Raw genomic sequence first — 20,683 nt, 5'->3', positions numbered from 1 at the left:
CCCAGCTTAGCCTCCTGCACGCTTACGGCATACCCGCTCGGCCTGATGGCGCGGCATCACTCGGCTGGATATAGTTGGCAGCCAGGCATTCCTTGGCGCTTTTACGCAGCTTTTTGATCAGGCGCTCCTGCCGCAATGCGTCGCCTTTGTCGCGACAGGCCTCGACGTAAACCAGCGCCACCGCCGGGCTGGAGCTGAAGAAACGCGCGCCTTTGCCGCTCTGATGTTGAGCGAATCGGCGCTGCGGGTCGTTGCTGATACCGCAGTACAAAGAACCGTTGGCCGCGCGCACCAGGTACACGAACCAGGATTTGACCGGCACGGCTTCGGGCACAGGTGCGGTGGCGGTTTCGGCGTCAGACATGCAGGACCGTGGCGCATTAGCGAGGGGAGCGGATTTTAACAAAGCGTCAGCGACTGGCCTGAAAAGCCTTCAGCCCTTTCTGGCCCTGTGCACGGATGGCGTTTTGCACAAACGGCGCCCAGCCCAGTAATGCTCCTCGCGTACCGAGGGCCTGACGCGCCCAGCGCCACAGATCGAACTGATCGTGGTGTTCGCAGATCTTGCCGTCGCGAAAAACAAACCGCGCCTTAATGTCGTTGACCACCGTGCGGCCGGTCTGGCTGAACAGATAGGTCGCGACCCAGTGGGCAGCGCCCGTCGTGGCATCGGCACGGACGTGATCGAACACCACCGAGAAGTCACGGGCGCGGGAGGTCAGCATGCGCCACATGTCGCCGGCATCCCGCCCGTGCAACTCGCCAAACACCGGGTCGGAGAACACCACGTCCTCGCTGTAGCACGCGGCCATCGTCTCGGCGTCCAGACGACTGAACGCCTCGTAGAAGCGCGTGATCAGCGCGCTGTTGTGTTCGCTGTTAAAGGTCTCGCTCATGGGAACGCCGTCCGTGGAAAGTGGATGCCTGCACGATAAGCGGCCGCAGCGCGTTTTGCCACGGGCATTCGCAGGGGAAATGCCGGCCCTCAGACTTTCTCGCTGGTGACGCCTACGTACAGGGCGCGCCCGGCGCCAAGGCCAGCGATGATTGCGGCGATGCCGATGATGCCGAAGATCCAGCCCACCGAGTCCCAGTTGCCGGTCCAGTCATGCACGACGCCCACCGCGAAAGGCCCGAGCGACGCCAGGGTGTAGCCGAAACCCTGGGCCATGCTCGACAGGTTGGCGGCGACGTGGGAGTCCCGCGAGCGCAACACGATCAGGGTCAGCGCCAGGCTGAACGTCCCGCCCTGGCCCAGCCCAAGCACGATGGCCCAGGCCCACAATTGCTCAAGCGGTGCATACAGACAGCCGAACAGACCGGCCAGGGTCAGCAGCATCACCAGCACAATCGCGACCCGCTGATCCTTGCCTCGCGTTGCCAGCCATGGTGCGGTGAGGGAGCTGACCAGTTGCACCATGATCGAACCGGACAACAGCAGCCCGGCTTCAGTGGCAGTCAGTCCGCGCCCGATGAGGATCGACGGCAGCCAGCCAAACACGATGTAGGCCAGCGACGACTGCAGCCCCATATAAAGGGTGACTTGCCAAGCCAGAGGATCGCGGCGCAAACCGCGCACCCGGTAGGCCACCTGATGCTGACCATGACGCTGACGCGTCTGCGGCCACCAGAAGATCGCGGCGAGAATCGCCGGGACGATCCAGAAGCCCAGGCCTAAGGTCCAATCGCTGCCATTGCCGTTACCCAGCGCCTCGCTCAACGGAACCGTTGAACCCGCCGCAACGGCAGCGCCCAGGCACAGCGCCATGGTGTACACGCCCGTCATGGCGCCGGCCTGTCTGGCGAAGTCGCGTTTGACGATGCCGGGCAGCAATACCCCGATGATGCCAATGCTGGCCCCGGCCATGATGCTGCCCGCAAACAGACCGAACTCGCCGAGCGAGCTGCGCAGAACGATCCCGCACGCCAGGGTCAGCAGAATGCCGAGTACCACGCGCTCGCTGCCGAACCGTCGCGCAAGAATCGGCGCAAGCGGTGCAAACAGGCCCAGACACAACACCGGCAGCGTGGTCAGCAAACCGGCCGTGGCCGCAGAAAGCCCCAGGCTTCGTGACACTTCGCTCAATAATGGCGCCATGCTCGACAACGCCGGACGCAGGTTCAGCGCCACCAGCACCAGGCCCAACAACAGGAACCACGGGCGCTTCAGGACGGGGTGTCGCTGCTGAACTTGCTCGTCATCGGCTTCTGCATCAATCAGCATCTGGTCGATGTCGTGAGGGGTCGAAGCATTGGAACGGGAACTGCTCGCCGTCGGCGCCTTGGTCGTCATGGGATTCTCGTGGGGGCAGGAGGATGTAACAGCGCATTGCGCAAAGCAGTAATCCTGTTGGAGATCGGCAGAGAACACAAGTTTTACGGGGATTGGGTACAGTTTTGCGGTGTCGTAAGCCCACTCCCCTCAAACATGATGACGCCGCTGATCTATCTGCCAGCAATCTCCCACAAAGTAAAAACCCGGGCACTTGGGCCCGGGCTCTTTGTGAAGCGGCTACTGACTCAGTGCAGAATCTGACTCAGGAACAGGCGCGTACGATCACTCTGCGGATTATCGAAGAAGTCGTTTGGCGCGGCTTGCTCGACGATTTCGCCTTTGTCCATGAAGATCACGCGGTTGGCCACGGTGCGGGCGAAGCCCATTTCGTGGGTCACGCAGAGCATGGTCATGCCCTCTTCCGCCAGGCCGACCATGGTGTCGAGCACCTCTTTCACCATTTCCGGGTCGAGGGCCGAAGTCGGCTCGTCGAACAGCATGATCTTCGGCTTCATGCACAGCGCGCGGGCGATCGCCACACGCTGTTGCTGACCGCCAGACAGCTGGCCCGGGTACTTGTGTGCCTGCTCGGGAATACGCACGCGCTCCAGATAATGCATGGCGATTTCTTCGGCCTTGCGCTTGGGCATCTTGCGCACCCACATCGGCGCCAGCGTGCAGTTCTGCAGGATGGTCAGGTGCGGGAACAGGTTGAAGTGCTGGAACACCATGCCGACTTCGCGACGAATCGTCTCGATCTGCTTCAGGTCCGAGGTCAGCTCGGTGCCATCCACCACGATGCGACCCTGCTGGTGTTCTTCCAGACGATTGAGGCAGCGAATGGTCGTCGACTTGCCCGAACCCGACGGACCGCACAACACGATGCGCTCGCCCTGACGCACGTTCAGGTTGATGTCTTTCAACACGTGGAACTGGCCGTACCACTTGTGCACGCCTTCCATCCGGATCATGCCTTCGGCGCCCAGAGGCTTACTGATAGCTTCACTCATCACAAAACTCCTAACGCTTGTGGCCTGTGTCCAACTTACGCTCCAAATGCATGGAGTAGCGGGACATGCCGAAACAGAAGATCCAGAACACCAGGGCCGCGAACACGTAACCCTCGGTCGCCATGCCAAGCCACTTGGGGTCGGCGGCAGCTTGTTTGACGCTGTTGAGCAGGTCGAACAGGCCGATGATGATCACAAGGCTCGTGTCCTTGAACAACGCGATCACGGTGTTGACCAGACCGGGAATGACCAGCTTCAAGGCCTGCGGCAGAATCACCAGCCCCATGCGCCGCCAGTAACCGAGACCCATTGCCGCAGCCGCTTCGTACTGACCTTTCGGAATGGCCTGCATGCCGCCTCGAACCACCTCGGCTACGTACGCCGACTGGAACAGGATCACGCCGATCAGTGCGCGCAGCAGTTTGTCGAAGTTCATGCCTTCAGGCAGGAACAACGGCAGCATCACCGACGACATGAACAGCACAGTGATCAGTGGAACGCCTCGCCAGAACTCGATGAACGTCACGCACATCACGCGGATGGCCGGCATTTCGGAGCGACGCCCCAAGGCCAGCACCACACCCAGCGGCAACGCGCCGGCGATACCCACCGTGGCGATCACCAGGGTCAGCATCAAGCCGCCCCACTGGCTGGTGGCGACCTGATCCAGGCCGAACACGCCGCCATGCAGCAGAAAGTAGGCAATGATCGGGTAGATGAACAGAAACGACAGGCCATAGATCGCCTTGCGCGGCATCACTTTGATGAACAGCGGCGCCACGCCGATGATCGCCAGCCAGACGGTCAGATCAACCCTCCAGCGCAGTGCCTGCGGGTAGTAGCCGTACATGAACTGGCCGAAGCGCTGTTCAATGAACACCCAGCAGGCGCCGGCCTTGGTGCAGTCGGCGCGCGTGGTGCCGACCCAGTTGGCATCGAAGATGGCCCAGCTCAGCAGCGGTGGAACAACCAGCCAGATCAGGTAGATCGCGAACAGGGTCAACAGCGTGTTGATCCAGCTCGAGAACAGGTTCTGGCGCATCCATGCCACCGGGCCGAAGACTTTGCTCGGCGGTGGCATGTCGGGTTTGAAAGTATGGGATGTCATGCGCGTTTCCTCACCGCTCGATCAGCGCAATGCGCTTGTTGTACCAGTTCATCAGCAGGGAAATGCTGATACTGATCGCCAGGTACACGCTCATGGTGATGGCAATGACTTCGATGGCCTGACCGGTCTGGTTGAGCACGGTACCGGCGAACAGCGAAACCATTTCCGGGTAACCGATACCGGCGGCCAGCGACGAGTTCTTCGCCAGGTTCAGGTATTGGCTGGTCAATGGCGGGATGATCACCCGCAGCGCCTGCGGAATGATGACCTTGCGCAGCGTCGGGCCTGGACGCAGGCCCAGCGAGCGAGCTGCTTCAGTCTGGCCATGGCTCACGGACTTGATGCCCGAGCGCACGATTTCAGCGATGAATGCCGCCGTGTAAACCGTCAGCGCCAGCGTCAGCGCCAGCAGTTCAGGGATCAACACCCAGCCGCCCACGAAGTTGAAGCCTTTCAGCTCAGGCAGTTCCCAATGCACCGGTGCACCGAAGATCAGCGCGCAGAGCGCAGGAATCACGATGAACAGCCCAAGGCCCGCCCAGAACTTGTGAAACGGCACGCCCGTGGCCTCGAAGCGCTTGTTCGCCCAGCGCGTCATGAGCACGATGGCGACAATGGCCAGTACCACGCTGATCACGAACGGCCACGCCGCATCGGTGGCAATCGCGGCCGGCATGTTCAGGCCACGGCTGCTGACGAAGAACGAACCGAGAAACCCGTGGGCCGCCCGCGGACCCGGCAGGGTCAGGAACACCGCGAAGTACCAGAACAGGATCTGCAGCAGCGGCGGAATGTTACGGAAGACTTCAACGTAAACCGTTGCCAGTTTGTTGATGATCCAGTTGTTGGACAAACGCGCGACGCCGACGATGAAGCCCAGCAGGGTCGCGAGGATCACGCCGATGAACGTCACCAGCAGCGTGTTGAGCAAACCGATCAGGAAAACCCGCGCGTAGGTGTCCGACTCCGTAAACGGAATCAGGTGCTGCGCGATGCCGAAGCCGGCACTGTTTTCAAGGAAACCGAAACCTGAGGTGATACCCCGGTGTTGCAGGTTGGTCTGGGTGTTATCGAACAGATACCAACCCATCGCGACTACGGCGACAACCGTAATTATCTGAAATAGCCACGCACGCACTTTAGGGTCGCTGAGGCTGAGCCTCTGCTTGGGTGCGCTGATTTGATTTTGCATGGAGTGCCCCGGAAGAAATGCAACAAAGCGCCCGGCTGCGATTCACGCAGCCGGGCGCAGGTCAATCAACGCACTGGTGGTGCGTATTGAATGCCGCCAGCGTTCCACAGAGCGTTCTGACCGCGAGCAATCTCCAGAGGAGTGCCTGCGCCCAGGTTCTTCTCGAACATTTCGCCGTAGTTACCGACTTGCTTGACGACCTGCACGACCCAGTCTTTCTTCAGCTTCAGCTGAGTACCGTAGTCGCCGTCGGCACCCAGCAAGCGGGCCACGTCAGGGTTCTTGGTCGACTTGGCTTCGGCTTCAACGTTTTTCGAGGTGACGCCTGCTTCTTCCGCGTTCAGCAGCGCGTAGCCGACCCAGCGAACGATGGTGCTGAAGTCTTCATCGCCACGGGCGACAACCGGGCCCAGCGGTTCTTTGGAGATGGTTTCAGGCAGAACGACGTAGTCCTTCGGCGAGGCCAGCTTGGAGCGCTGTGCGTAGAGCTGGGATTTGTCGGAGGTCAGTACGTCGCAACGACCGGATTCCAGCGACTTGGCGCTTTCATCGGAGGTGTCGAACGTGATCGGGGTGTACTTGAGGTTGTTGGCGCGGAAGTAGTCCGACACGTTCAGCTCAGTGGTGGTACCGGCTTGAATACAGATCGTCGCGCCGTCCAGCTCCTTGGCACTTTTCACGCCCAGCTTGCTGTTGGCCAGGAAGCCAACGCCGTCGTAATAAGTGACGAAGCCCGGGAACACCAGACCCATGCTCGCGTCGCGGGAGCTGGTCCAGGTGGTGTTACGCGACAGAATGTCGATTTCGCCGGACTGCAGCGCAGTGAAACGCTCTTTGGCGTTCAGCTGGCTGAATTTGACCTTGGTCGCGTCGCCAAACACTGCGGCAGCAACAGCGCGGCAGAAGTCGGCGTCGATGCCCTGGATCTTGCCGCTTGCGTCCGGAACCGAGAAGCCTGGCAGACCGTCACTGACGCCGCACTGAATAAAGCCCTTCTTCTGAATGGCGTCCAGCTTGGCACCCGCTTGAGCGAACCCGGTCAGACCGAGCGCTGCAGCGGCGGCCACTACAGCCAGGGTGGATTTCAACATCTTCATTCGAACCTCCAGTTTGCTCTTTGTTGTGTAGGAGCCTCAGCCCCGTCGCACCCTTGTGAGGCATTCATAACCCGTGCTGGCTTGTTTTTGGGTCATGCGACGTCGAACCCGTTTACCGCCACCGACGCCAGGCATCTGGTCATCGCGTGTTCGGCATGTGGCGAGCCCAGCAGACTGAAGCCCCATGATGTCCTTGAACCCCGAGGTTCAAAGCGAATCGTGCCGGGAATCCTGTTCGATGATTCCTTGCTGCCTCTGACGCAACACTCGGCTGTCTGCTTGATAGCCTATTAGTGTTACCGCCCAAGGTGAGCGCCTTCACTCCGCGGGTTGTGTAGCAAAGCCCGTACCACCATGCTGGCAATGTCGAATTAGCGACAGGTCAAGATCAAAACTTGTAACCTTGCGACATCTTTCAAACGCCGCCAACAGCCCGACGCACCGCCTTAAAGCGCTGCGCCGACGGCATCGCACACTAATGGAGCACACATGTCTGAACCGTTGATCCTCGAACCGGAATTGGCAGTCGATGCCTGCGTGATCTGGCTGCACGGCCTGGGGGCTGATCGCTACGATTTCCTGCCGGTGGCAGAGATGCTGCAGAAGACGCTGAAGACCACGCGCTTCGTACTGCCGCAGGCACCGACCCGGGCCGTGACCATCAACGGTGGCTACGCAATGCCCAGCTGGTATGACATCAAGGCCATGAGCCCGGCCCGCGCCATCGACAGCGACGAGCTGGAAGGCTCGGCGCAAGACGTCATCAAGCTGATCGAACAGCAGCGCGACAGCGGCATCGACCCGGCCCGAACCTTCCTGGCCGGGTTTTCCCAAGGCGGCGCCGTGGTGTTGCACACCGCCTTCCTTCGCTGGGAAGGCCCCCTTGGCGGCGTGCTCGCGCTGTCCACGTACGCACCGACGTTCGGCGACGAGATGAGCCTGTCCGCCAGCCAGCAACGCATCCCGGCCTATTGCTTGCACGGCAGCAATGACCCGGTGGTGTTGCATGCCATGGGGCGAGCCGCCTACGAGCATTTGAAGGCTCAGGGCGTCACCGTGACATGGCAGGAATACCCAATGGAGCACGAAGTGTTACCGCAGGAAATTTCCGACATAGGTGTCTGGCTCGCGGATAAGCTTCGCTAGTCCACTCATTTGATCCTTCCAATTGCGCTGCGGATTTGCTAGGACACTACGCTGCGCCGGGTTCTTGCTTTACACTCCCCGGCGTACATTCCTAAATCAATCGATGAGATCACCGTGCTCAAAGCACTTAAAAAGATGTTCGGAAAAAGCGAGGCTGAGCCGCTCGCGCCGGCTGCTCCCCTCCCCGTCCCCCAGCGCCAGACCGAAACTGTCTCGCGGGAACCGTCAGCAGCAGAAGTGCACGCGCCAGTGCCAGAGCATTCGGCAGCCGCTGCGCCGGTCGTCACTTCGCCTACCAGGACAGAACGCCCGCGCCGTGAACGTGCGCCCAAGCCCGTCGTCATTCCCTGGAAACCCGAAGACTTCGTCGTCGAACCCCAGGAAGGCAAAACCCGCTTTCACGATTTCCCTCTCGCCCCCGAACTGATGCACGCCATCCAGGACCTGGGTTTCCCGTACTGCACGCCGATCCAGGCGGGCGTTCTGGGTTACACCCTCAAAGGCCGCGATGCCATCGGCCGCGCCCAGACCGGCACCGGCAAGACCGCCGCGTTCCTGATTTCCATCATCACGCAGCTGACCCAGACACCTCCGCCGAAAGAGCGCTACATGGGTGAACCCCGCGCGCTGATCATTGCGCCGACTCGCGAGCTGGTGGTGCAGATCGCCAAGGACGCCGAGGCGCTGACCAAATACACCGACCTCAACGTGATGACGTTTGTTGGTGGCATGGATTTCGACAAGCAGCTCAAACACCTCGAAGCGCGCCACTGCGACATTCTGGTCGCCACGCCTGGCCGTCTGCTGGACTTCGCCCAGCGCGGCGAAGTGCACCTGGACATGGTTGAAGTCATGGTGCTGGACGAAGCCGACCGCATGCTCGACATGGGCTTCATCCCTCAAGTGCGCTCGATCATTCGCCAGACCCCGCACAAGGGCGAGCGCCAGACGCTGCTGTTCTCTGCCACTTTCACCGACGACGTGATGAACCTGGCCAAGCAGTGGACGACAGAACCGGCGATCGTCGAGATCGAGTCGCTGAACGTCGCCAGCGATACCGTCGAGCAACACATTTATGCCGTCGCCGGCGCCGACAAATACAAGCTGCTGTTCAACCTGATCAACGACCACGGTTGGGAGCGGGTGATGGTCTTCGCCAACCGCAAGGATGAAGTGCGGCGTATCGAGGAGCGCCTCGTGCGTGACGGCATCAATGCCGCGCAGCTCTCAGGCGACGTGCCCCAGCACAAGCGCATCAAAACGCTGGAAGGTTTCCGGGAAGGTAAGATTCGCGTGCTGGTGGCCACCGACGTCGCGGGTCGAGGGATTCACATCGACGGCATCAGCCACGTGATCAACTTCACCCTGCCGGAAGTACCGGACGACTACGTACACCGCATCGGCCGGACCGGTCGTGCGGGTGCAGATGGCGTGTCGATCAGCTTCGCCGGTGAAGACGATTCGTATCAGCTGCCGTCGATCGAAGAAAAGCTGGGTCGCAAGATCAGCTGCGAAACGCCATCGACCGTGTTGCTGCGGCCAGTCGTGCGCGTGCAGCGGGCGGTTCCTGCGGCGGAGTAAGCCGCAAAAAAAAAGCGCAACCCTGGAAGGGGTTGCGCTTTTTTTGTGCCTGATCGGTGTCAGTCAGTGCCGTAACGAGGCGAACGCGGGCCATATAACAGACCTGCGGGTTTGCCGGCCGAGAGCAAACGCTGGCTGGCGATACCGGCGATAGGATGGCCTGCATCGGTTGAGCTGTTGATGATCTGCTTGACTGCCGCAGTGATCAGCATGCCAACCAAGCCGCCGCCGCTATTGTTGCCGCCTTCGTCACTGGACGCACTGGCAGTGCCGGTCCACAGCGTCGTTCCGCTGCGCAGGTCGACCAGCTTGGCGGTGGCCGCCACGATCGTTTGACTGCTGATGACCATGTAACTGGTGCCGTACTGCGTCACCTTGACGTACATCGCCGCATCCGCACCGAAGATTTCCCGCAGTTTGGCCGGGGATGTTTCCTGAATCTCGTTTGCGCTGGTCAGGCCGTTCTGCTTGAACGTCTCGTCGACCAGTGCCACTGGCAAGACGTAGTAACCGGCCTCCGCCAGCGGGAACGTGACTTGGGACAGCAGGCTGTATGTCGCCTTGACGTCGGGTGACTCGTTAACCGGTGGCAGCACCAGGATCGAGCGGGGTTTGCTTTCCTTGAAGGCCGAATAATCGACGGTCTTCGGCGCTACGCAGCCGCCCAGCAGGGTGGCTGCAAGCAGGCTGGCGGCCAGCGTCAGATAACGTGCGCTCATTTGGAGGCGACTCCTGTCTTGACGTTTCTAAGCAGAAAATCCATGTAGGTCGCCGACTCGGGGAACAGCCCCTTCTCGGTCCGAAACTCCTGCACCATCTGATCATCCTTGCCCAGACTGCCGTACAACATGCCCAACTGAGCGTGGTAGCCCGGTGGCGGATTGCCGTTGGTGGAACGTATCTTCTGCAGGTCTTCCTCCAGCTTGGCGACTTGCGCCTCTTTGGATTCACCCTTGAAGTATTCGTAGACCTCGGGCTGATAACTGCCCCACTGGTACAGGGTTTTGGGTTGTTGAGCGCAGCCGGCAAGCCACAGGCTTGCTGCCGCCATCGCGATCAACCGGAACTGACGGGTACTGTTTTGCATGTGAAACGAACTCCCTGTAGTGATCAGTTGGCAACCGGCTTCCAGCCACCGGCATCAATCGCCCGCACCATGTTGTTGACGGCTTCGCGCATGGCCAGATCCAGCACCTTGCCGTTGAGCGTCGAGTCATAGCTGGCAGTCCCGCCGAAACCGATGACCTCGCGGTTGGACAACTGATACTCGCCCGCGCCCTGAGTGGAATACACCACCTCGGACGTGCTGATGTTGACAATATTCAAGGCGACCTTGGCGTAGGCGATCTGGGACTTGCCACGACCCAGCAAACCAAACAGTTGCTGGTCTCCTACTTCTTTACGGCCAAACTCTGTGACGTCACCGGTCACCACATAATCAGCCCCACGGAGCCGCTGCGTTGTCTTTTTGATCGCCGCTTCCTGGCCGATCTCGGCCATGTTGTCGCGGTCCAGCACGTTGAAGCGATTGGTCTGCTGCATGTGGGTGATGAGAATGGTTTTGGCCTGTCCGCCAAGGCGGTCAACGCCGTCGGAAAAGATCCCGCGCATGTAGCTTGAACGGTTATCGAACTTGCCCACCGCGATCGGCGTACGTACGCCGGCGTAGGGAGTGTTGTAACTCTCGACCTTTTCCACCGGCATCGCCCGCGAGCTCTCCGTGGCGCAACCACTGACTACAACCAGCGTTGCCGCTGCCATCCCTGAAACGAACACCTGCTGCAATCGGTTCACACCCACACTCCGTATTTTCAGATTCATGTCCGTCCGTTGGCCTCAACTGCGCCTGCACAGGCACGGTTGATCGCCCGCAAGGTGCGGTGATTTGGGGCAAACGGAAGGGTTTTGACGAGATTGACGCGCAGGAACCGGAATGCGGTTCCTGATAGACGAGCTCATTCCCTGAGGGATATCACAGTGATATCAATCCGGCCGCAATGCTAAGACGCCAGCTTACTGGCGTCAACCACTCTAAACAGCGCCTGTTTAACGGGCCTCTCAAACCGGCTTACTTCCAGCGATCCGCGGCCTTGTGGTCACTGTCGCGGCCCTCGACCCAACGTGCCCCTTCTGACGTGTTTTCCTTCTTCCAGAACGGCGCTCGGGTCTTCAGGTAGTCCATGACGAAGTCGCAGGCTTCGAATGCCGCCTGGCGATGGGCGCTGGCGGCCGCGACGAACACGATAGGCTCGCCCGGTTTCAATTCGCCCACCCGGTGAATCACTTCCAGCTTGAGCAGCGGCCAGCGCTGCTGCGCTTCATCGACGATCTTGAGCAGCGCTTTCTCGGTCATGCCGGGGTAGTGTTCAAGGAACATCCCTGCCACTTCACGGCCGTCGTTGAAGTCGCGGACGTAGCCGACAAAGCTGACCACCGCACCCACGCCGACGTTGGCGTCGTGCATGGCATTCACTTCCGCGCCGGGATCGAACGCTGCGGCTTGCACTCGCACGCCCATATCAGCCTCCGGTGACGGTCGGGAAGAACGCCACCTCGTCGCCCGGCTCTACAGGCGTGTCCAGGGAGCACAGCTCCTGATTACGGGCGCACATGATGCCATTCTCGCTGAGCACCTCCCACACACCACCGCGCTCGAGCAAATGCTGGCGCACGGCGTCGACGGTGGCGAACGCACCTTCGAGCGTCTCACTCTCGGTGCCGAGGGTTTCGCGAAAACGCGCGAAGAACTGGACTTGCACGTGAATGATCATTGGGCGTTCACCTGCTCGTCGGCGATGAAATGTCCGCTTTTGCCACCGAGTTTTTCGAGCAGTCGCACGTGCTCGATGGTCATGCCCCGGTCCACGGCCTTGCACATGTCGTAGATGGTCAGGGCGGCGATGCTGGCGGCGGTCAGCGCTTCCATTTCCACGCCGGTCTGGCCGGAGAGTTTGCAGCGGGCAAGGATATGCACGGTGTCAGGGCTTTCGGCGGTGAGTTCGACCTTCACGCCCGTGAGCATCAACGGGTGGCAGAGGGGAATCAGATCGCTGGTTTTCTTCGCGGCCTGAATGCCGGCGATGCGTGCGACGGCAAATACATCACCTTTGGGGTGCGCGCCGTCAACGATCATTTGCAGGGTTTCGGGCAGCATGCGCACGCGCGCTTCGGCCACGGCTTCACGGAACGTCACGTCTTTTTCAGTGACGTCGACCATGTGGGCGCGACCTTGGGAATCGAGATGAGTGAGCACGGGATGACTCCTGAACAGGAGCGGGGATTGTAGGGAGTTAGGGCTAGAAGCCACAAGCTGCAAGCTGCAAGCTAACGACCTTAAGCGGACGTCGGCTTGCAGCTTGAGGCTAGAAGCTTGAAGCTTGAAGCTGATGTCACGTTACAAATGGCTCTCCGCGTATTCAGCCAGGATCGAGCGTGGAACACCTTGCAGACTGATGTGCACGCCGTTGGGGAAGTCCTTGAAACGCTCCGTCAGGTAGGTCAGCCCCGAACTGGTGGCCGACAGATAAGGGGTGTCGATCTGCGCCAGGTTGCCCAGGCAGACCACCTTTGAACCGGCGCCGGCACGGGTGATGATGGTTTTCATCTGGTGCGGCGTGAGGTTCTGGCATTCATCGATCAGGATCAGGCTCTGCTGGAAGCTTCGGCCACGAATGTAGTTGAGGGATTTGAACTGCAGCGGCACCTTGCTCAGGATGTAATCGACGCTGCCATGGGTGTTTTCATCGTCCATGTGCAACGCTTCCAGGTTGTCGGTGATCGCGCCAAGCCATGGCTCCATCTTTTCTGCTTCGGTGCCGGGCAGAAAACCGATCTCCTGGTCCAGCCCCTGCACGCTGCGGGTGGCGATGATGCGGCGATAACGCTTGCTGACCATGGTCTGCTCGATGGCAGCGGCCAGGGCGAGAATGGTCTTGCCCGAACCGGCCGCGCCGGACAGGTTGACCAGATGAATGTCCGGATCGAGCAGCGCGAACAGCGCCAGGCCTTGATAGATGTCGCGCGGCTTCAGCCCCCATGCTTCCTGATGCAGCAGCGGCTCTTGATGCATGTCCAGCAACAGCAACTCATCAGGCTTGACGCCTTTGACCCAACCGACGAAGCCTTGCTCATCGATGATGAATTCGTTGATGTGCACAGACGGAAGCTGCTCGATCATCTGCACTTTGTGCCAGGTACGGCCGTGATCCTGGCGGGTATCGACCTTGCTCACCCGGTCCCAGAAAGAGCCGGTCATGGTGTGGTAGCCGCGGGACAGCATCGACACGTCGTCGACCAGTTGGTCGGTGCTGTAATCCTCGGCCTCGATGCCGCAGGCACGTGCCTTGAGGCGCATGTTGATGTCTTTGGTGACCAATACGATGCGCGTGTCCTTTTTCCGCGCATGCAGGTCAATCAACTGATTGATGATGATGTTGTCGTTGAGGTTGTCGGGCAGCACCCGGTTGGGCTCTTGCCGCTTGTTCATGAGGATGGACAGATAGCCTTTGAAAACACCTGTACCGCGATCGATCGGTACGCCTTTTTCGACCTCCTCCGGGGTCGCTTCGCCGAGTGTCTTGTCAATCAAACGGATCGCCTGCCGACATTCGGCAGCCACCGAGTGCTTGCCCGCCTTGAGCTTGTCCAGTTCTTCGAGGACCGTCATGGGGAGTGCAACGTGGTGTTCTTCGAAATTCAGAAGCGCGTTTGGATCATGGATCAATACGTTGGTATCGAGCACGTAAAGGATTGGCTGGTTAGAGGAAGGGGTGCGTCCGTGGTCATCCATACTCGCTCACCTTTGTAGTAGCCGGGTGGCGCAACACACAGCGATGTTGCGTCACGAAAAGGCCGCCGAGGCTTTCCCCTTGAGGCAGGAGAAAATTGCGCAAAGTGGGGTCTGGAATGACGCCACCTGTGTTGCAGGGTTCGGCGGTCTGTTGTCGTAATACCGCAAAACCGATGACATAAAAACGCGTTTCAGCGCTTTTTGAACTTTATTTTTCAGGGGGCGAATTAGGCCTTGGCGGATGGGGCAACCGCGTTTAAAGTCGGAAGTCCGGTCTGGGATAAATCCTCAGAAATTTCCGACATCTCCCCCTCTCTATTCCTTTTCTTTCGCGGCCGGCGCCGTCTGATCTGTCGCTGCACCCGGCTGCTCGGCGGGCTCTTCTGCGGCGTCATCGTCTGGCGTGTCATCTTCCTCATCCGGCACATCTTCTTCGTCCGCCAACTGCTGCGGATAAATATGGCAATCCTCCCAGATCACACCGCTTTGCGCGGTATTGGCCATCAGCCATGGGACCGCCTGTTGCGGCTTGTCCGTGCTGTCATGAAACACCACATTGCCGCGCCGCCACAGCAGCATCAGCGTCAGCACCCGGTTGGCAGCCTGCTCGGCGCTGATGCGTCCGGTGCTGTCCTGGGAATCGATGTTCCACAGCGACACCCGCAGCTGCTGATCGCGGAAGAACGGCGCGCTGTCGGCACGACGATGCCCGTAAGGCGGACGGAACAGCGGCACGAAATTGTCCGGCAACACCTGCTGAATCAGCGCGGCCGTGCGCTGGATGGAGTCTTGCCAGTCGCGCCAATGGGCATGGGACCTGAACTCCCAGCCTTGCAGGCCGACGCATTGCTGCCGGTAGACGTTTTGCAGCGCTGGCGCTGAAGTGCTGTCGAGACGACTTTGCAGGCTTTTGCCCAGGACGAAGAACGTCGCGGTGATCTTCTGTTGGCGCATGAAGTCAGCCAGCCAGTCCGTGGCCCCATCAGCAACCGTCGGACCGCTCTCGAAATTGAGCAGGAAGGTCCGGTCCGGCATTTCTTCGCCGCTGAGTTCGTCGGAGTTATAGCGCTCGATCTCGCTGCTGGTCTGCGGGAACAGGGCGGCCATGCGCAACAGTTCGTTGAGATAACGCTGGCTGAAGGCATCGGCCGGCGCCGCCCACTGCGCATAGAAGGAATCATCGGCCACTTTGTATTCGGCGGCGCGCTGACGCAGCATCGGCACGTCGTCGACCAGCACGCAGAACGAGGCGTCGGCTTCACAGGTTTTTTCAGCGAATGTCCAGTTCTCGAACAGGCGCGTCCACAACCGTGTGCGGATCAGGTTCACCGTCGGCAGGTTGATCTGGCGCAGCCCCAGGCGCGCACTCAGCTGGGCATCGCTGAGCTTTTCGCTTTCCAGCAACTGATGGGCGAAGCTGAGAATCTGGGCGCGAGAAGCGACGTCGAACAGCTGCGGCGTTTCCAGAGCCTCCGGCCAGACTGCGCGATCCAGCATCGCGATATCCCCCGTGGCCGCCTGTGCGTTGAGCCCCAGCAAACAGGCTCCGATCAATAACAGCATGCGCAAAACGACGTGCTCCCAATCCTTGATAAAGAGGCCGAAAACCGGCGAGGCACTATAGCGGATTTGCCCAGGGCCAGATGGCCGGATTCGGGCACGGCTTCCGTAGGATTGCGCCTATCGACACCATAGCTGGAGTGAACCGCACGCAACCCCTAGAATCGCCCGACGATTAAAGGAGACCTGCCCATGCTGATGGTGATTTCCCCAGCCAAAACCCTCGATTTCGAAACGCCGCCTACCACCAAGCGCCATACCCTGCCGCAATTTCTGGATCATTCTCAGGAGCTCATCAGCCAGCTGCGCGACCTGACCCCTGCGCAGATCGGCGAGCTGATGCACCTGTCCGACAAGCTCTCGGGCCTCAATGCCGCCCGCTTCGGCAGCTGGGATCCGGCGTTCACCCCCAAAAACGCCAAACAGGCGCTGCTGGCATTCAAGGGCGATGTGTATACAGGGCTCGACGCCGACACCCTGAGCGGACCCGATCTGACTTACGCCCAGAAGCACCTGCGCATGTTGTCCGGGCTCTATGGGTTGCTGCGCCCCCTGGACCTGATGCAACCGTATCGGCTGGAAATGGGCACAAAACTGGCGAACGCCAGGGGCAAGGATCTTTATGCATTCTGGGGCGACCGCATCAGCGAGTGGCTGAACGATGCGCTGAAAGAACAAGGCGACGACGTGCTGCTTAACCTCGCGTCGAACGAGTACTTTTCGGCGGTCAAGCGGCCGGCACTTAATGCCCGCGTGATCGAAACCGAGTTCCGCGACCAGAAAAACGGCCAGTACAAGATCATCAGCTTCTATGCCAAGAAAGCACGGGGCATGATGACCCGCTTCGTCATTTCCGAGCGCATCAGCAAGCCCAAAGACCTGGCCCAGTTCGATGCCCACGGCTATCGATACAGCAAAGAACTGTCCTCCCCGGACAAGCTCATTTTCCTGCGCGATGAGCAAGATGCCTGACTGGCACCTGCCCTTTCCTGCGACCAAATGCCTGCCCGTCTTCAACCAATGACGGGCATCGCGACGCCATTTCATCCCTACTTCAGTGCACTGCTCAGCGCACATTTCTCGTGATTTTAGTGCGAGCAGGCAAACACCATCATTCGAATGCGTCTGTCCATCCAACCGAAAGCAAACAAAAACAGTGACTCTGTTCGCAAATTCCCAAACTTACTTAGTTCATAAGCTACAGTTTGCACGGACGAACGGTAGTGCTGACAGCTAATTGGCGCCAACGAACAGTCGAAAACTAACGGTTCTTTTTTTTCTCAAAAAATTAACAACTTTTTTTGCAGATTTCGGGTCGTGAATTTGAACTAGTGACACCCCACCCTGCAGGCCGGCCAAAGCCTTATAAACTAAGGCTCAAACCTTGATCGCCAGCACGCTGGATCCCGCCAGAAAGCACCGAGTGTTACGAAAAATCTCAAAAAGAGGACGAGCGGCCCGGAACTTATGGGGATTGCCCACGCTCCTACATCCCGTAACAATTCTCGTCCCCCATGTAGGACATCTCTTACATGGCACATGGACAGATCTGGAAGTTGCTTCTCAACGAAGTTAGACCCATGGGTCAAGTGGTACGTACAAGGAGTCACGCACCAAACTAGTTGAAGTGAATTGAGCTAGCACCATTCGGGTGCCCGCAGTCGTGAATCGGGGCAGATTCATCGGGAGACGGCCAAAAGCCTTGTACCTGATCGCCTGAGCACGACGCGCAAATCATCCGTCGGAGTGCCTGCCACATCCCAGATCGGGAACCTATATAAATATGTATGGGCTACTCGACACTTTTGATCTGTAACATTCGGGTTTACCTTTCATCCAGGTAACTCACCCTTAATTCTGCCTGTGCTTGTCACGCGACATTCATTTGCCGTGCGTACGAGTGCGCGAAAAATTGTAAGACAGTTTTTATATTCGGCCAACTAATGGCGTAAACATTGAGGAGATTACTATGCGTATCAGCATCTTTGGTTTGGGCTATGTCGGTGCAGTCTGCGCAGGCTGCCTCTCGGCGCGTGGTCATGATGTTGTTGGCGTGGACATCTCCGCTGCCAAGATCGATCTGATCAACAAAGGCAAGTCGCCAATCGTTGAGCCAGGTCTGGGCGAGTTGCTGGAAACCGGCATCAAGACCGGCAAACTGCGTGGCACCACCGACTTCTCCGAAGCGATCCGCGACACTGACCTGTCGATGATCTGCGTTGGCACGCCAAGCAAGAAGAACGGCGATCTGGAGCTGGACTTCATTGAATCGGTCTGCCGCGAAATCGGCTTCGTACTGCGTGACAAGAGCACCCGTCACACCATCGTCGTGCGCAGCACCGTTCTGCCAGGTACGGTCGCAAACGTTGTCATCCCGATCCTCGAAGACTGCTCGGGCAAGAAAGCCGGCGTTGACTTCGGTGTCGCGGTCAACCCGGAATTCCTGCGTGAAAGCACCGCGATCGCTGACTACGACCATCCTCCGATGACCGTTATCGGCGAATTCGACAAGGCGTCCGGTGACGTTCTGCAATCCCTGTACGAAGAACTCGACGCACCGATCATCCGCAAGGACATCGCCGTTGCCGAAATGATCAAATACACCTGCAACGTATGGCACGCGACCAAGGTCACTTTCGCCAACGAAATCGGCAACATCGCCAAGGCAGTCGGCGTCGACGGCCGCGAAGTGATGGACGTGGTCTGCCAGGACAAGGCTCTGAACCTGTCGCAGTACTACATGCGCCCAGGCTTCGCTTTCGGCGGTTCCTGCCTGCCGAAGGACGTGCGCGCCCTGACCTACCGCGCCAGCACTCTGGACGTTGAAGCACCTCTGCTCAACTCCCTGATGCGCAGCAACGTTTCCCAGGTTCAGAACGCTTTCGACATCGTTGCTGCCAGCGACACTCGCAAAGTTGCCCTGCTGGGTCTGAGCTTCAAGGCCGGTACCGATGACCTGCGCGAAAGCCCACTGGTCGAGCTGGCAGAAATGCTGATCGGTAAAGGCTACGACCTGAGCATCTTCGACAGCAACGTCGAATACGCTCGCGTTCACGGCGCCAACAAAGACTACATCGAGTCCAAGATCCCGCACGTTTCGTCCCTGCTGAACTCGGACTTCGACGCGGTCATCAACAACTCCGACGTGATCATCCTGGGTAACCGCGACGAGCGCTTCCGTGCACTCGCCAACAACGCGCCAGCCGGCAAGCGTGTGATTGACCTGGTGGGCTTCATGAAAGGCACCACCACCGAAAACGGTCAAATCGAAGGTATCTGCTGGTAACACACAGCGAGCTGCAAGCCACGAGCTGCAAGTTTCAGGCTTCATCCCTCCCGTCCCGGGCGTCAGCGCCTGCGACGGGAGGTTTGAAGCTTGCGGCTTGAGGTTGCAACTGACTTAGGGATACACACTATGCAAAGGCTGAAGCACGGCTTCCTCCAGGCCGCAGGTTGGCTGTTTTATCTAACTTTGCTGGCTGCCATTGCCATGGCGCTGCCTGCATCGCTGTTTGACTCGCACTCCAAAGATTTCATTTTCCTGATCGGTATCGTCGGCATCTGGCGCTACTCGATGGGCGCAACGCACTTCGTGCGCGGCATGATCTTCCTGTACATCGTCTACCCGCACCTGCGCCGCAAAGTGCGCAAGCTGGGCAAGGCCGCCGATCCGTCCCACGTGTTCCTGATGGTCACCAGCTTTCGTATCGATGCGCTGACCACCGCTCAGGTGTACAGCTCGGTGATTCGCGAAGCCATCAACTGCGGTTTCCCGACCACCATCGTGTGCTCCCTGGTGGAAATGTCCGACGAGCTGCTGGTCAAGGCACTGTGGGCCAAGTACAACCCGCCGGAGCACGTCAAGCTCGACTTCGTGCGCATCGCCGGTACCGGCAAGCGTGATGGTCTGGCGTTCGGTTTCCGCGCCATCTCCCGCCACATGCCGGACGACCGCTCCGTGGTTGCGGTGATCGACGGCGACACCGTTCTCGCTGAAGGCGTGGTGCAGAAAACAGTTCCGTGGTTCCAGCTGTTCGGCAACGTCGGCGGCCTGACCACCAACGAATTCTGTGAAGTACGCGGCGGCTACATCATGAGCGAGTGGCACAAGCTGCGTTTCGCTCAGCGTCACATCAACATGTGCTCGATGGCGCTGTCCAAGCGCGTGCTGACCATGACCGGCCGTATGTCGGTGTTCCGCGCCACCGTGGTGACGGACCCGATGTTCATCGCTGACGTGGAAAGCGATTCGCTGCAGCACTGGCGTCTGGGCCGCTTCAAGTTCCTGACCGGCGACGACAAGTCCAGCTGGTTCAGCCTGATGCGCCTGGGCTACGACACGTTCTACGTGCCGGATGCCGCCATCAACACCGTTGAACACCCGCCGGAAAAGAGCTTCCTGAAAGCCAGCCGCAAGCTGATGTATCGCTGGTACGGCAACAACCTTCGGCAGAACTCCCGTGCGCTGGGTCTGGGCTTCGGTCGTCTTGGGGTCTTCACCAGCATCGTGCTGTTCGACCAGCGCGTATCGATGTGGACATCGATCCTCGGCCTGACCGTTGCCATGCTGGCAAGCCTCAAGTTCGGCATCGAATACCTGCTGGCGTACCTGCTGTGGATCGGTATCACCCGTCTTATCCTGACCCTGCTGCTGTCGTGCAGCGGGCACAAGATCGGGCCGGCGTATCCGATGATTCTCTATTACAACCAGATCGTCGGCGCACTGATGAAGATTTACGTCTTCTTCCGTCTCGACCGACAGTCCTGGACCCGACAGGACACAAAACTGAGCCGCGACATGGCCAGCTTCCAGGGTTGGTTCAACACCTGGTCGTCGCGGACCATGACTTTCTCGGCTGGCAGCATCTTCGTTGCCGTGCTGCTGACAATGGTCTGACCGGGCCTTTGACCGAAACAATGGATCA

At 59.4% G+C, this 20,683-nt stretch carries 19 protein-coding genes and 1 pseudogene; 5 read left to right on the top strand and 15 right to left on the bottom strand.

Going from position 1 to position 20,683, the window contains the following annotated elements; all coding sequences use genetic code 11:
• Positions 1 to 22: 22 nt before the first annotated feature.
• From IFT99_RS12705 to IFT99_RS12675, 7 genes are all read right to left on the bottom strand, one after another.
• Positions 23 to 364 (bottom strand): GIY-YIG nuclease family protein, encoded by a 342-nt coding sequence (locus tag IFT99_RS12705; protein ID WP_192132665.1) that lies wholly within the window; start codon positions 362 to 364, stop codon positions 23 to 25.
• Positions 365 to 410: 46 nt separating this feature from the next.
• On the bottom strand, positions 411 to 896 hold the full coding sequence (locus tag IFT99_RS12700; RefSeq protein ID WP_192132663.1) for a nuclear transport factor 2 family protein: 486 nt from the start codon (positions 894 to 896) through the stop codon (positions 411 to 413).
• 89 nt (positions 897 to 985) lie between these two features.
• Positions 986 to 2,224 (bottom strand): CynX/NimT family MFS transporter, encoded by a 1,239-nt coding sequence (locus IFT99_RS12695; RefSeq protein WP_446731130.1) that lies wholly within the window; start codon positions 2,222 to 2,224, stop codon positions 986 to 988.
• Positions 2,225 to 2,520: 296 nt separating this feature from the next.
• Positions 2,521 to 3,285, bottom strand: a complete 765-nt coding sequence (locus tag IFT99_RS12690; RefSeq protein WP_037014923.1) for an amino acid ABC transporter ATP-binding protein — start codon at positions 3,283 to 3,285, stop codon at positions 2,521 to 2,523.
• 10 nt (positions 3,286 to 3,295) lie between these two features.
• The gene (locus tag IFT99_RS12685; RefSeq protein ID WP_192132659.1) at positions 3,296 to 4,393 is read right to left on the bottom strand and encodes an amino acid ABC transporter permease; all 1,098 of its coding nucleotides are present in this window, start codon (positions 4,391 to 4,393) and stop codon (positions 3,296 to 3,298) included.
• 10 nt (positions 4,394 to 4,403) lie between these two features.
• Positions 4,404 to 5,585, bottom strand: a complete 1,182-nt coding sequence (locus tag IFT99_RS12680) for an amino acid ABC transporter permease (protein ID WP_192132657.1) — start codon at positions 5,583 to 5,585, stop codon at positions 4,404 to 4,406.
• 65 nt (positions 5,586 to 5,650) lie between these two features.
• Positions 5,651 to 6,682, bottom strand: coding sequence for an amino acid ABC transporter substrate-binding protein (locus IFT99_RS12675; RefSeq protein WP_065991973.1), 1,032 nt, complete (start codon positions 6,680 to 6,682; stop codon positions 5,651 to 5,653).
• A gap of 489 nt (positions 6,683 to 7,171) precedes the next feature.
• Here IFT99_RS12675 and IFT99_RS12670 point away from each other — a divergent pair, with 489 nt between their 5' ends.
• A complete protein-coding gene (locus IFT99_RS12670; RefSeq protein ID WP_192132655.1) occupies positions 7,172 to 7,828 on the top strand; it encodes an alpha/beta hydrolase in 657 nt (218 codons plus the stop codon).
• Positions 7,829 to 8,125: 297 nt separating this feature from the next.
• Positions 8,126 to 9,409, top strand: a pseudogene (gene rhlB, locus IFT99_RS12665) (ATP-dependent RNA helicase RhlB); the annotation flags it as partial.
• A gap of 59 nt (positions 9,410 to 9,468) precedes the next feature.
• On the opposite strand, the gene IFT99_RS12660 reads toward rhlB, so the two are convergent.
• The 8 genes from IFT99_RS12660 to IFT99_RS12625 all read right to left on the bottom strand — a co-directional run bounded on the left by IFT99_RS12660 (position 9,469) and on the right by IFT99_RS12625 (position 15,767).
• A complete protein-coding gene (locus IFT99_RS12660; protein WP_065991957.1) occupies positions 9,469 to 10,128 on the bottom strand; it encodes a DUF799 domain-containing protein in 660 nt (219 codons plus the stop codon).
• Positions 10,125 to 10,496: a DUF4810 domain-containing protein gene (locus IFT99_RS12655; protein ID WP_410928428.1), complete on the bottom strand. Its 372-nt coding sequence runs from the start codon at positions 10,494 to 10,496 to the stop codon at positions 10,125 to 10,127. The genes IFT99_RS12660 and IFT99_RS12655 overlap by 4 nt, the downstream gene beginning before the upstream one ends.
• A 23-nt stretch (positions 10,497 to 10,519) precedes the next feature.
• Positions 10,520 to 11,170 (bottom strand): CsgG/HfaB family protein, encoded by a 651-nt coding sequence (locus tag IFT99_RS12650; protein WP_083233272.1) that lies wholly within the window; start codon positions 11,168 to 11,170, stop codon positions 10,520 to 10,522.
• 307 nt (positions 11,171 to 11,477) lie between these two features.
• Complete coding sequence (moaE, locus tag IFT99_RS12645; RefSeq protein WP_192132651.1) at positions 11,478 to 11,927, bottom strand: molybdopterin synthase catalytic subunit MoaE; 450 nt, start codon at positions 11,925 to 11,927, stop codon at positions 11,478 to 11,480.
• 1 nt (position 11,928) lies between these two features.
• Complete coding sequence (locus IFT99_RS12640; protein WP_197985966.1) at positions 11,929 to 12,180, bottom strand: MoaD/ThiS family protein; 252 nt, start codon at positions 12,178 to 12,180, stop codon at positions 11,929 to 11,931.
• Positions 12,177 to 12,662, bottom strand: a complete 486-nt coding sequence (gene moaC, locus IFT99_RS12635) for a cyclic pyranopterin monophosphate synthase MoaC (protein WP_192132650.1) — start codon at positions 12,660 to 12,662, stop codon at positions 12,177 to 12,179. Before moaC ends, IFT99_RS12640 begins: the two co-directional genes overlap by 4 nt.
• A 141-nt stretch (positions 12,663 to 12,803) precedes the next feature.
• Positions 12,804 to 14,198 carry a PhoH family protein gene (locus tag IFT99_RS12630; protein WP_192132648.1) on the bottom strand — a complete coding sequence of 465 codons (1,395 nt, stop codon included), beginning with the start codon at positions 14,196 to 14,198 and terminating at the stop codon, positions 12,804 to 12,806.
• A 315-nt stretch (positions 14,199 to 14,513) separates the two neighbouring features.
• Positions 14,514 to 15,767, bottom strand: a complete 1,254-nt coding sequence (locus IFT99_RS12625; protein WP_083233238.1) for a polysaccharide deacetylase family protein — start codon at positions 15,765 to 15,767, stop codon at positions 14,514 to 14,516.
• A gap of 183 nt (positions 15,768 to 15,950) precedes the next feature.
• Here IFT99_RS12625 and yaaA point away from each other — a divergent pair, with 183 nt between their 5' ends.
• From yaaA to alg8, 3 genes are all read left to right on the top strand, one after another.
• A complete protein-coding gene (gene yaaA, locus IFT99_RS12620) occupies positions 15,951 to 16,730 on the top strand; it encodes a peroxide stress protein YaaA (RefSeq protein ID WP_065991940.1) in 780 nt (259 codons plus the stop codon).
• Between the two features lie 997 nt (positions 16,731 to 17,727).
• Positions 17,728 to 19,044 carry a nucleotide sugar dehydrogenase gene (locus IFT99_RS12615; protein WP_065991938.1) on the top strand — a complete coding sequence of 439 codons (1,317 nt, stop codon included), beginning with the start codon at positions 17,728 to 17,730 and terminating at the stop codon, positions 19,042 to 19,044.
• A gap of 129 nt (positions 19,045 to 19,173) precedes the next feature.
• Positions 19,174 to 20,655, top strand: coding sequence for a mannuronan synthase (gene alg8 / locus IFT99_RS12610; protein ID WP_065991936.1), 1,482 nt, complete (start codon positions 19,174 to 19,176; stop codon positions 20,653 to 20,655).
• Positions 20,656 to 20,683: the final 28 nt, after the last annotated feature.

The organism is Pseudomonas sp. CFBP 8772, from assembly GCF_014841665.1.
Lineage (GTDB): Bacteria > Pseudomonadota > Gammaproteobacteria > Pseudomonadales > Pseudomonadaceae > Aquipseudomonas > Aquipseudomonas graminis_B.
The sequence above is the reverse complement of the archived record's forward strand: the minus strand, read 5'-3'. Positions and strand labels throughout refer to the sequence as shown.

Excerpts from the sequence above, each read along its gene's own strand:
- IFT99_RS12705 (WP_192132665.1), bottom strand. The coding sequence starts at position 364 with ATGTCTGACGCCGAAACCGCCACCGCACCTGTGCCCGAAGCCGTGCCG.
- IFT99_RS12700 (WP_192132663.1), bottom strand. The coding sequence starts at position 896 with ATGAGCGAGACCTTTAACAGCGAACACAACAGCGCGCTGATCACGCGC.
- IFT99_RS12695 (WP_446731130.1), bottom strand. The coding sequence starts at position 2,224 with ATGCTGATTGATGCAGAAGCCGATGACGAGCAAGTTCAGCAGCGACAC.
- IFT99_RS12690 (WP_037014923.1), bottom strand. The coding sequence starts at position 3,285 with ATGAGTGAAGCTATCAGTAAGCCTCTGGGCGCCGAAGGCATGATCCGG.
- IFT99_RS12685 (WP_192132659.1), bottom strand. The coding sequence starts at position 4,393 with ATGACATCCCATACTTTCAAACCCGACATGCCACCGCCGAGCAAAGTC.
- IFT99_RS12680 (WP_192132657.1), bottom strand. The coding sequence starts at position 5,585 with ATGCAAAATCAAATCAGCGCACCCAAGCAGAGGCTCAGCCTCAGCGAC.
- IFT99_RS12675 (WP_065991973.1), bottom strand. The coding sequence starts at position 6,682 with ATGAAGATGTTGAAATCCACCCTGGCTGTAGTGGCCGCCGCTGCAGCG.
- IFT99_RS12670 (WP_192132655.1), top strand. The coding sequence starts at position 7,172 with ATGTCTGAACCGTTGATCCTCGAACCGGAATTGGCAGTCGATGCCTGC.
- IFT99_RS12660 (WP_065991957.1), bottom strand. The coding sequence starts at position 10,128 with ATGAGCGCACGTTATCTGACGCTGGCCGCCAGCCTGCTTGCAGCCACC.
- IFT99_RS12655 (WP_410928428.1), bottom strand. The coding sequence starts at position 10,496 with ATGCAAAACAGTACCCGTCAGTTCCGGTTGATCGCGATGGCGGCAGCA.
- IFT99_RS12650 (WP_083233272.1), bottom strand. The coding sequence starts at position 11,170 with ATGGCAGCGGCAACGCTGGTTGTAGTCAGTGGTTGCGCCACGGAGAGC.
- moaE (WP_192132651.1), bottom strand. The coding sequence starts at position 11,927 with ATGGGCGTGCGAGTGCAAGCCGCAGCGTTCGATCCCGGCGCGGAAGTG.
- IFT99_RS12640 (WP_197985966.1), bottom strand. The coding sequence starts at position 12,180 with ATGATCATTCACGTGCAAGTCCAGTTCTTCGCGCGTTTTCGCGAAACC.
- IFT99_RS12630 (WP_192132648.1), bottom strand. The coding sequence starts at position 14,198 with ATGGATGACCACGGACGCACCCCTTCCTCTAACCAGCCAATCCTTTAC.
- yaaA (WP_065991940.1), top strand. The coding sequence starts at position 15,951 with ATGCTGATGGTGATTTCCCCAGCCAAAACCCTCGATTTCGAAACGCCG.
- IFT99_RS12615 (WP_065991938.1), top strand. The coding sequence starts at position 17,728 with ATGCGTATCAGCATCTTTGGTTTGGGCTATGTCGGTGCAGTCTGCGCA.
- alg8 (WP_065991936.1), top strand. The coding sequence starts at position 19,174 with ATGCAAAGGCTGAAGCACGGCTTCCTCCAGGCCGCAGGTTGGCTGTTT.